Origin of the sequence: Lactiplantibacillus sp. YT640 (assembly GCF_049745435.1) — a bacterium.
Lineage (GTDB): Bacteria > Bacillota > Bacilli > Lactobacillales > Lactobacillaceae > Lactiplantibacillus > Lactiplantibacillus plantarum.
The window spans coordinates 1-8,464 of record NZ_JBMNVY010000054.1; the positions used below are offsets into that span (position 1 = coordinate 1).

Genomic DNA, 8,464 nt, shown 5'->3' on the forward strand with positions numbered 1-8,464 from the left:
GGGCATACCGGTTAAAAGATCGGACGACAGCGACTGTTAATGAAGCCCTAACTAAGTTCCTAACCACTTTTAATGGTCCGGTGCATAGTTTTACGGTGGACCGTGGCACTGAGTTTAGTGGGCTAGTATCACTTGAATCACAATATGGTATTAAGACCTATTACTGCCTTGCTTATACGCCAGCTGAAGTTGTTAGTAATGAACGCTTTAAGCGGAATTTACTTTATTTTTATCCTAATGGGACTCGTTTTGAGCACTTTAGTGCTCAAGATTTCACGACGACGTTACTCCAAATTAACCAGCGACCGCTTAGAATACTCGACTGGCAAACACCGTATCAGGTTATGCTGACAAATTTGTCCAAAAATTCGGATTAAATTTGCAATCTACCAATTAAGATGTTTAGCGCTAATTAGTTCTTTATATTATAAGTGAAGAGAACAATTTCTCCATTCTTAGTTACAGAAAGAAGTCTTTTTGTGACTCATAATGTAGTATCACGATGATTAGTTATAGGAAATGGATTTGATTTGAAATCTAAGTTTAAAGATTACAGTAGCAACAAAAATGATATGCTTTAAAGAATAAATACGTTGATATAGGAGATTTTAATGAAAAGTATTTGGGAGATGGACGCACCAATAGGCTTGGCTTTTTTCTTTGGGCCAGCTTTAATTATTGGAATTATGATGTTAATAAGTGGTTTTAACACCGTTTCAGCCATTATGGTCTTAGTGTTAGTTTTGTGTGGGCTTAAATACATGCATACTTCAATAATTGGTAAGTATAGAATAATGAAATCTATTGTTAACAGTATTCATTTAAAAAAAGACAGTAAGATATTAGACGCTGGCTGTGGTCACGGTGCCAAATATGTCAGTTAATAGGTTCACGGACGTTAACGTCTCAATCGACTAGAGAAAATTCTAACAATATTCAATGATACTGAAGGTTCGTCAAATTAAAAACGATATGCCATATAAATTATCAGAAACCAGTCTTACAGTTCCATATCAAAGTGACTGTTTACTAATAACCAACGACTATTTCATCAAAGGCTGAGTACTCCATGTCCGCCTTTCGAATAGGATCCCGGCTGGAAGGTATTCTGGGCAAGGCCCAGTGGTGATATTCCACTTAGCAAGTGTTGTGTGCTTGGTTAGTGGAAGACCAGTATTTAAGACGTGGTTTATCGGCTTAAATCTGTGTCCACCACGTCCTGGCCATTGCACAGAATGCCTGGAAGCCAGTGTAGGACGTCGCCACAACAGCAGGTTTACGCAAACTCGCACTATTTCCAGCGGTCCTAAGCTGGCTGATTTTAAACTTAAGACTCCTCATTAACGCAAGAAAACACCAAGCACAACGGTAAATCTGATTTATTTTGATAAATTGACCAAAACTTGATGGCTATCAAGTTGCCATCAAGAATCAGCGGCTATACTAGGGTCATCAAATCAAATAAGGAGTTGCAAATTATGAAAATTCAGGGGTTTCTAACTAAACATACGAATCAAATCACATTAATCACTGGTATTCTGATCGTCCTCGGCATGCTCAGCAAATACTTGTTCCAATTCACACTGGACTACCAAGTCATTCTGGCTGTCGCATCCGTGATTGCGGTTATTCCGATCGCGGTTCGGGCTTGGAGCGCGCTGCGCAACAAGGTCTTCAGTATTGAACTGTTAGTCAGCATTGCCGTTATCGGGGCCTTCATCATTGGCGAATTCAATGAATCAGCCATCGTGACGTTCCTATTCTTGTTCGGGTCCTACCTCGAAAGCAAAACGTTACAAAAGACGCGGACGGCCATCAAAGGTTTGACTGACATGTCACCGACGACCGCGACCCTCGTAACCGCTGATGGTACGGAAGAAGTCGACGTCGATGATGTTGACGAAGGCGATGTTGTCTTAGTCAAGACGGGGAGCCAAGTCCCTGTCGACGGGGTCGTCGTTGAAGGTAATGGTTACCTCAACGAAGCTTCTATCACCGGTGAAGCCCGTCAGATCAACAAACAACTCAATGATTCCGTTTATTCTGGTACGATGGTCGAAAACGGCTATCTTAAAATCAAAGCGACTCAAGTGGGTGATGACACGACGTTTGCTAAAATCATCGAACTCGTCGAAGAAGCCCAAGACACGAAGTCCAAAGCTGAAAAGTTCATCGATCGCTTTGCTCAATATTATACGCCTGCCGTTCTCGTTTTAGCAGTCTTAGTCTTCGCCTTCTCACGTGACTTCCGATTAGCGATCACCGTCTTAGTTCTAGGATGCCCAGGGGCCCTCGTTATCGGTGCACCCGTCTCAAACGTTGCCGGGATCGGTAATGGTGCCAAACGTGGCATCTTAATCAAGGGTGGCGAAGTCGTCGATACCTTTGCCAAAGCCGATACGTTGGTCTTCGATAAAACGGGGACTTTGACGGAAGGTAATACTGCCGTTACCACGATGCACACTTACACGACTAACGCCGACAATCAACTCGCTTTAGCCGCTGCCATCGAAGGTGTTTCTGACCATCCACTCGGTCAAGCTATCGTGACCTACGCAGCCCAAAAGTCCGCTGGTGTCGCACCCGTCCTCGATGATACTGAAACCGTCAAAGGCCAAGGCATCTGCGCTAAAGTCGGTGACCAAACCGTCGTCATTGGGAACCAAAAGATGTTAACCGCGCATCAAATCGAACTTAACCCAGCTCAACTCAAAGACCTGAACGATTTACAAGCCGGTGGTCAATCCACAGTCATCATGGCCGTTGATGGCCAAGTTCAACTGATCTTCGGGATTGCCGATACCATCCGCCCAGGCGTCAAGGATTCACTCGCCGCACTCAAAGCTCAGGGTATCAAGAAATTAGTCATGTTGACTGGTGACAATCAGTTAACCGCCCAAGCAGTCGCAGATGAACTGAACTTAGACGAAGTTCACGCCAACTTATTGCCAGAAGAAAAGGTCGAATACGTTAAAAAGCTCAAAGCTGATGGGAACACAGTCGCCTTTATCGGTGATGGAATCAATGACAGTCCGTCCATCGCTAACGCGGATATCGGTATTGCCATGGGTAGCGGGACCGATGTCGCTATCGACACCTCCGACGTTGTCCTGATGCAATCCAGCTTCCCAGCACTGGTCCACGCCCATGGCCTCGCTAAGAAGACGGTGCTCAACACGCGGGAAAACATCTTCATCGCCATCGCGACGGTAGCCTTCCTCCTGATTGGCTTAGTCTTCGGTTACATTTACATGGCCAGTGGGATGTTCGTCCACGAAGCCAGCATCCTAGTCGTTATTTTCAACGCGATGCGCCTGATTAACTTCCAGACCAAGTTCGACAAACAACAACCTGCCAAAACGATCCAAGCCGCAACGGCCTAACCACGCTACGGATATCCACCCCCAGCCCATAAAAAATGGCACCCAGACTAGTCTTCCCCAACTAGTCTGGGTGCCATTTTTTGACTAACAATAACTAAAATGATAACGCCATAATAATTTCATAAGTACGCTAGGTTGATTAATTGCAATTATAAACTAAAAAAGATCTTGTAAAGCCAAATCCCAATCACGGCGCCAACAATTGGTGCCACGACCGGAACCCAGCTGTATTCCCAATGTGAAGACCCCTTATTGGGAACCGGTAATAGTGCGTGAACGAGCCGCGGCCCTAAATCCCGGGCAGGGTTCAGAGCTGGCCCAGTCGGCCCACCTAGCGAGATGACCATTGCCGCAATCAGTAATCCAACCCCGATATTGGCAATATCGATATTTTGATGGAAGAACATCCCGCGATACAGTCCCATCGCCCCAAAAATTAGGACGGCGGTCCCGACCATTTCGGTAATGAACCCGTTCAGCTGACTGTGAGCGGCGTCACTAGTGGCAAACGTCCCTAATACTGCGCCAGCATCAGTCGTTTGTCGGTAGTGTGGTCAGTATAGTGCGAGAATCAAGCATTGTCCTACGATGGCACCGAGAAATTGCCAGATTAAGTACTGCGCAACGTGTGACCAGGGGAAGAGACCAACCGTTGCTTGACCAATCGTAATCGCAGGGTTCAAGTGGTTTCCAGAGATTGACCCGAACATCATTGCTGGCAGCATAACCCCCAGCCCGTACCCCGACGCCACCAGTAACCAACCCCCGTTGGCGAGTCCTGGATCGTCGTTTCCGGTCGTGTTCTTTAGGAATGCATTAGCGACAGCACCGTTGCCTAGTAGCACTAGGATCAGGGTGCCAAAGAATTCTGCAGCGTAGCGTGCTTCCCATGAACCTGTCATCTTGTATCCTCCTCGTATGGTACCGAGCATCTATGATACTTTGAAGGATAGCATATAAAGCCATTTATGTAAGCGCTTCATTTTACTGTGATAAGTCATTTCTAATCATCTGAGCCGGCCTCCTACTTATACCCCCGCGCGTATTAAAGCTGAGCTAGCGACGTTTAGCAAGCACGATATCAGAATTCAAACTGGCGAATCAGATTCTCACCCTGGTTCATAATTGACGAAACTCAATAATTGCAGGACTTAAATTACCACCAGTGTCGCTATCCACCACTTGACTTCAGACAGACTTGCGTACTGGAGTTCAGTCATTAAAGCTAACTTTCAGTTGCTGAACATCTAGAACTTGGCATGCAAAAAAGTCCCTTATGGCAGGTCAGCTGACAACCATAAAGGAATCATAACAAGCGGAAATCGGCGCAAGCAAACCACACCCCCTTATCCGTATTATTGGCTAGGCCACGTATTGGTCGTTCCTAGCATGCTGAACTCGCCCCACCCCTTCTGAGAATGCGTCACTTCATTGATTGCTGTTAGCACTTTGTTTTCGTCGGTGGTGAAGTGTAACTTATCGACAAACACCTGACTGGCAATCTGGTCATAGACAACGCGGGCTTGGCGTTCAGGCGTCTGTTGATTATGTTTGACTTTACTGATACCAGTCTCAAGAATATTTAGCACATACTGGTAACGCTCGGGCGTAGCATGTTGCTGCAGTGAAAGCTGTAACCGAGTAAATAAGTCTAAAACTTGGTTTTTAGCATGGTCCGACTTCGTGTTAGTCACAAAATTCCCTCCTGACATTAAGGTTAAAAAAGCCTTTTCCCCGTGGTCATCGTAAGGCTTCCCCACATAACTGTCAAACCCAGGAAAACGTTTGTACGTCAGCCATTTGAAAGTTAACTTGATAAATTGGTCATTTGGACAAAAAAGTTGCATCTGTATACCTATGGGGGTATATTAGTAATTGTTAATAATGCACATCTGGAGGGGTTAACATGATTAAAGAAATTCATGATCAAGATTTTGCCAAAGAAACGGATACTGGGATTGCCGTCGTTGATTTCCGCGCTGACTGGTGCCCGCCATGTCGTATGATGGACCCAATTTTGAAGTCATTGTCCGAAGATGCCAACTACAAAGACAAGGTCAACTTCGTCTCATTGAATGTCGACAACGACAAAGAAATTGCGAGCCAATTCCAAGTTCAAGGGATCCCAACCTTCCTAATCAAGAAGGATGGCCAAGTCGTTAGTCATCTCGTGGGCGCGCGGCCAAAGCCGGCCTTTGAAGCCGAACTTCAAAAAGCACTCGATTAAGTCGATAGGAGGTCTCCATGGCAACGACCGAAGAATATGTCACCAGTAAACAAATTCAGACCCGTTTGAAGCGCTCCGCTGGTCAACTGGACGGCGTCTTGCGGATGATGGATGAGGGCCGCCCTTGCGACGACGTTCTCGTTCAACTTTCCGCGGTCAAGTCCAGCATCGACAAGGCAATGAAGCTGGTCATTGCCCGCAACATCAATAATTGCGTCGACAATATGACAAGTGCCGATGTTCAGAACCTCGAGCATTCATTAGACTTGTTGTTAAAAACGAAATAACATTCAATCGATTCTAAAAAACGTGCGTGACTGCAGCATCAAGTTCATTTGATTGCTGCAATCACGCACGTTTAATATTAATCACTCGTTGTGTTCATCATTATTTAAGGTCAACTACGGCCAGACCAGGACGCGGATAAGCTGACCAATTAATCCGCCAACTCAACTACTAACAGCGCTGGTTATTTTCCAATTGGCGCCAGCTAACGCCACTAATCCTTCCAGTCGCCCTTTTTCCAATCATCATGGTTCCAATCATCTTTTTTCCAGTCATCCTCGTCATCACTGTGGGACTGCTCGGTATCCTTGGGCGCTCGTTTTGCTCGTTTCAATAGTACTGTCGTTGAAACAACCGTTACGAACCCAGTCGCGATAATAAAGACAAACGTCCACATGATAATATCACTAATCGACATCTTGGGGTCCCTCCCTTAATTAATGTCGCTAGTATAGCGCAGCCTAGTCACAATAGCAAAAGTGCCCGGAATCGCCTGCCCACACAATGGCGATCCCGAGCACTTAGTTTGAACTGACCTGACTAATTAGTCATCATCTTCGTCTTCTTCATCTAGTCCGGTACGTGCCTCGTTGCCCAAGTAGGCTTGCAGTTCCCGGATGTTGCGATTATTGCTACCGCGGTAAGCGACTAACCATGCGGCTAATGCTGGCCGGGTCTCTTTTTCAGCTAACTTGATAGCCCGGTCAACGAATAGGTTTTCCGTATCAAAATCCTTGATTGTTGCGGCCACGAGTTCATCAGCAGATTGATACTTGAAAGCCCCGTTTTCTTCCAACATTGAATACTTGGTTAATTCAGCCGTTGTGGAAGATGGCTTTTGGTTTTCATCTAAGAGTAAGTCACCGAGTTCAGCAAACTGACGGACATTTTGGTCGATCAGTTGTTGATATTCCGTCCGCAATGCCAATGATTGCGGGCCTTTGACGTACCATTTGACCTGACTTAACTTAACATATGCGACCATTAGATTCGACAGGATGTGATTCGTCATCGCACCGGCAGTCGGGACGTGGTGGTCAATATCACTTTGTTTTAATTCAGCGGCGTATTGTTCATCGATCGTTAATTCACTCATGAATGCGTCCTCCTATTTAACCTTAACGTTTTCTACTTCATAGCCCAAACCAGTCACGACTTGTGCCAAATCATCGGCCGACGTTACTTCTGGATCAAAGTTGGCCTTGACCTTGCTAGCATTGAATAACACTTTGACATTTTCAACACCCTCGTGGTTCGACACAGCCTTTTCAATCTTGGTCATGCATGATGGGCAGGTCAACGTTCCTAATTGCATAATACTTTTCATTTCAATTACCTCCGTATCAACTCATTTGATGGTTCTATCATAACCGGATTTTATTGATAAGAACTTGACCGCCGTCAAGAAATAATAAAAAGTTTTCAGTTACAATAAAATTGTTAAAAATCAAGCCATAGATGAAACGCGAACGCCTACGCCATAGCAGAAATCTGGTATAGTAAAGGTGAATCTAATTAGGGGGTGTTCTCATGGCAGAGCATGAATGCGTTCAGTTAGTGCCGATTTTCAAGGAACTCGCTGATGAACAGTTAGATACAATTGAAACGATCGTTCAGCATCATCACTTTCCATCCGGCAGCACCATTTTCAGCGCTGACGACCCACTCGATTCGTTGATGATTCTCGCCAACGGCCAAGTCAAAGTCTATCAATTAGCCGCAAATGGCCGGGAACAGTTACTGTACTTATTACAAACTGGTGATATTGATGGCGAAGCTGCCTTATTCGAGAACCAACGCCGCACGTCCTTTGGCGAAGCGTTGGTTCCAACCTATATCTGCAGCATCCGCCGCGCCGACTTTCAAGCGTTGATGCAACAATATCCTAGCATCAGCATCAACGTCTTAAACGTCTTCGGCAGACGGCTCACCCAGCTGGAACGCCAAACGACGAGCACGGCGACCGAGTCCGTCGAAGCGCGCCTAGCCAACTACCTTACGGAAACGGCGGCTGCACTCAAGACAGACGCGTTTAAATTACCATTAAAGAAGAAGGACTTAGCGACCTTCTTGGGAACCACCCCTGAAAGCATTAGCCGCAAGCTTGCGTTATTTGAACGCCAAGGCCTGATTACCCAAAAGACTGGCAAAATCATCCAAATCAACGATGCAGACCAACTCTTATTAACTGAATAAGATAATCAAACCAACCGGATGGCGATTCACCATATGCGTGAGCGCTCATCCGGTTGGTTTGTTTCCCCGCCTATTTTTGCGCTGATCGCGCCCGTAATACTGTCCCATTCGAATATAAGGAGCCAAATTAATGCGACTGCCGTAACTGAAGCGCGCCGTTTGGCCACTAAATCCGCCCGGTTTAATTTTGCTGACAGCTCTCACTGTCCAAAATCATTTTAATTTTCAGCGGTTCTCGACGATACCACTTGGATTAATCTAAGGTATAATTAAACTAGGGTTCGTCTGAAAACTACTTAAGTAAGATGCAAATTGAGGCAATGTAGACCGTAGCCAGATAAACATGAGCGAGCTTATCATAACGCGTTGCAAT

The 8,464-nt window shown here is 45.6% G+C and carries 10 protein-coding genes and 2 pseudogenes; 6 read left to right on the forward strand and 6 right to left on the reverse strand.

The window, feature by feature from the left end:
- From ACOV1R_RS15200 to ACOV1R_RS15210, 3 genes are all read left to right on the forward strand, one after another.
- The coding region (locus tag ACOV1R_RS15200) for an IS30 family transposase (protein ID WP_424744269.1) at positions 1-377 on the forward strand (377 nt) is incomplete at its 5' end.
- Between the two features lie 234 nt (positions 378-611).
- Positions 612-884: a hypothetical protein gene (locus ACOV1R_RS15205; RefSeq protein ID WP_046811163.1), complete on the forward strand. Its 273-nt coding sequence runs from the start codon at positions 612-614 to the stop codon at positions 882-884.
- A gap of 594 nt (positions 885-1,478) precedes the next feature.
- The gene (locus ACOV1R_RS15210; RefSeq protein WP_158179091.1) at positions 1,479-3,383 is read left to right on the forward strand and encodes a heavy metal translocating P-type ATPase; all 1,905 of its coding nucleotides are present in this window, start codon (positions 1,479-1,481) and stop codon (positions 3,381-3,383) included.
- Between the two features lie 149 nt (positions 3,384-3,532).
- Here ACOV1R_RS15210 and ACOV1R_RS15215 read toward each other — a convergent pair.
- A pseudogene (locus ACOV1R_RS15215) lies at positions 3,533-4,285 on the reverse strand (MIP/aquaporin family protein).
- 453 nt (positions 4,286-4,738) lie between these two features.
- Positions 4,739-5,077 carry a PbsX family transcriptional regulator gene (locus ACOV1R_RS15220; protein WP_096641391.1) on the reverse strand — a complete coding sequence of 113 codons (339 nt, stop codon included), beginning with the start codon at positions 5,075-5,077 and terminating at the stop codon, positions 4,739-4,741.
- 212 nt (positions 5,078-5,289) lie between these two features.
- Here ACOV1R_RS15220 and ACOV1R_RS15225 point away from each other — a divergent pair, with 212 nt between their 5' ends.
- The gene (locus ACOV1R_RS15225; protein ID WP_005691113.1) at positions 5,290-5,610 is read left to right on the forward strand and encodes a thioredoxin family protein; all 321 of its coding nucleotides are present in this window, start codon (positions 5,290-5,292) and stop codon (positions 5,608-5,610) included.
- 17 nt (positions 5,611-5,627) lie between these two features.
- Complete coding sequence (locus ACOV1R_RS15230; RefSeq protein ID WP_046811166.1) at positions 5,628-5,897, forward strand: metal-sensitive transcriptional regulator; 270 nt, start codon at positions 5,628-5,630, stop codon at positions 5,895-5,897.
- Positions 5,898-6,109: 212 nt separating this feature from the next.
- Here ACOV1R_RS15230 and ACOV1R_RS15235 read toward each other — a convergent pair whose 3' ends face one another.
- The 3 genes from ACOV1R_RS15235 to ACOV1R_RS15245 form a co-directional block, all read right to left on the reverse strand.
- Positions 6,110-6,313 carry a hypothetical protein gene (locus ACOV1R_RS15235; RefSeq protein ID WP_005691111.1) on the reverse strand — a complete coding sequence of 68 codons (204 nt, stop codon included), beginning with the start codon at positions 6,311-6,313 and terminating at the stop codon, positions 6,110-6,112.
- Between the two features lie 126 nt (positions 6,314-6,439).
- Positions 6,440-6,991: a Dps family protein gene (locus ACOV1R_RS15240; protein WP_005691109.1), complete on the reverse strand. Its 552-nt coding sequence runs from the start codon at positions 6,989-6,991 to the stop codon at positions 6,440-6,442.
- A 12-nt stretch (positions 6,992-7,003) separates the two neighbouring features.
- Entirely contained in the window at positions 7,004-7,222 is a 219-nt protein-coding gene (locus ACOV1R_RS15245) for a heavy-metal-associated domain-containing protein (RefSeq protein WP_187349820.1), read from the reverse strand.
- 203 nt (positions 7,223-7,425) lie between these two features.
- On the opposite strand from ACOV1R_RS15245, the gene ACOV1R_RS15250 reads away from it, so the two are divergent.
- Positions 7,426-8,091, forward strand: a complete 666-nt coding sequence (locus ACOV1R_RS15250) for a Crp/Fnr family transcriptional regulator (protein ID WP_158179092.1) — start codon at positions 7,426-7,428, stop codon at positions 8,089-8,091.
- A gap of 292 nt (positions 8,092-8,383) precedes the next feature.
- Here the strand turns inward: ACOV1R_RS15250 and ACOV1R_RS15255 are convergent.
- A pseudogene (locus ACOV1R_RS15255) lies at positions 8,384-8,464 on the reverse strand (IS5/IS1182 family transposase); the annotation flags it as partial.

What these genes read in the sequence shown, in the direction of transcription:
- ACOV1R_RS15205 (WP_046811163.1), top strand. Translation starts at nt 612, where the DNA reads ATGAAAAGTATTTGGGAGATGGACGCACCAATAGGCTTGGCTTTTTTC.
- ACOV1R_RS15210 (WP_158179091.1), top strand. Translation starts at nt 1,479, where the DNA reads ATGAAAATTCAGGGGTTTCTAACTAAACATACGAATCAAATCACATTA.
- ACOV1R_RS15225 (WP_005691113.1), top strand. Translation starts at nt 5,290, where the DNA reads ATGATTAAAGAAATTCATGATCAAGATTTTGCCAAAGAAACGGATACT.
- ACOV1R_RS15230 (WP_046811166.1), top strand. Translation starts at nt 5,628, where the DNA reads ATGGCAACGACCGAAGAATATGTCACCAGTAAACAAATTCAGACCCGT.
- ACOV1R_RS15235 (WP_005691111.1), bottom strand. Translation starts at nt 6,313, where the DNA reads ATGTCGATTAGTGATATTATCATGTGGACGTTTGTCTTTATTATCGCG.
- ACOV1R_RS15240 (WP_005691109.1), bottom strand. Translation starts at nt 6,991, where the DNA reads ATGAGTGAATTAACGATCGATGAACAATACGCCGCTGAATTAAAACAA.
- ACOV1R_RS15245 (WP_187349820.1), bottom strand. Translation starts at nt 7,222, where the DNA reads ATGAAAAGTATTATGCAATTAGGAACGTTGACCTGCCCATCATGCATG.
- ACOV1R_RS15250 (WP_158179092.1), top strand. Translation starts at nt 7,426, where the DNA reads ATGGCAGAGCATGAATGCGTTCAGTTAGTGCCGATTTTCAAGGAACTC.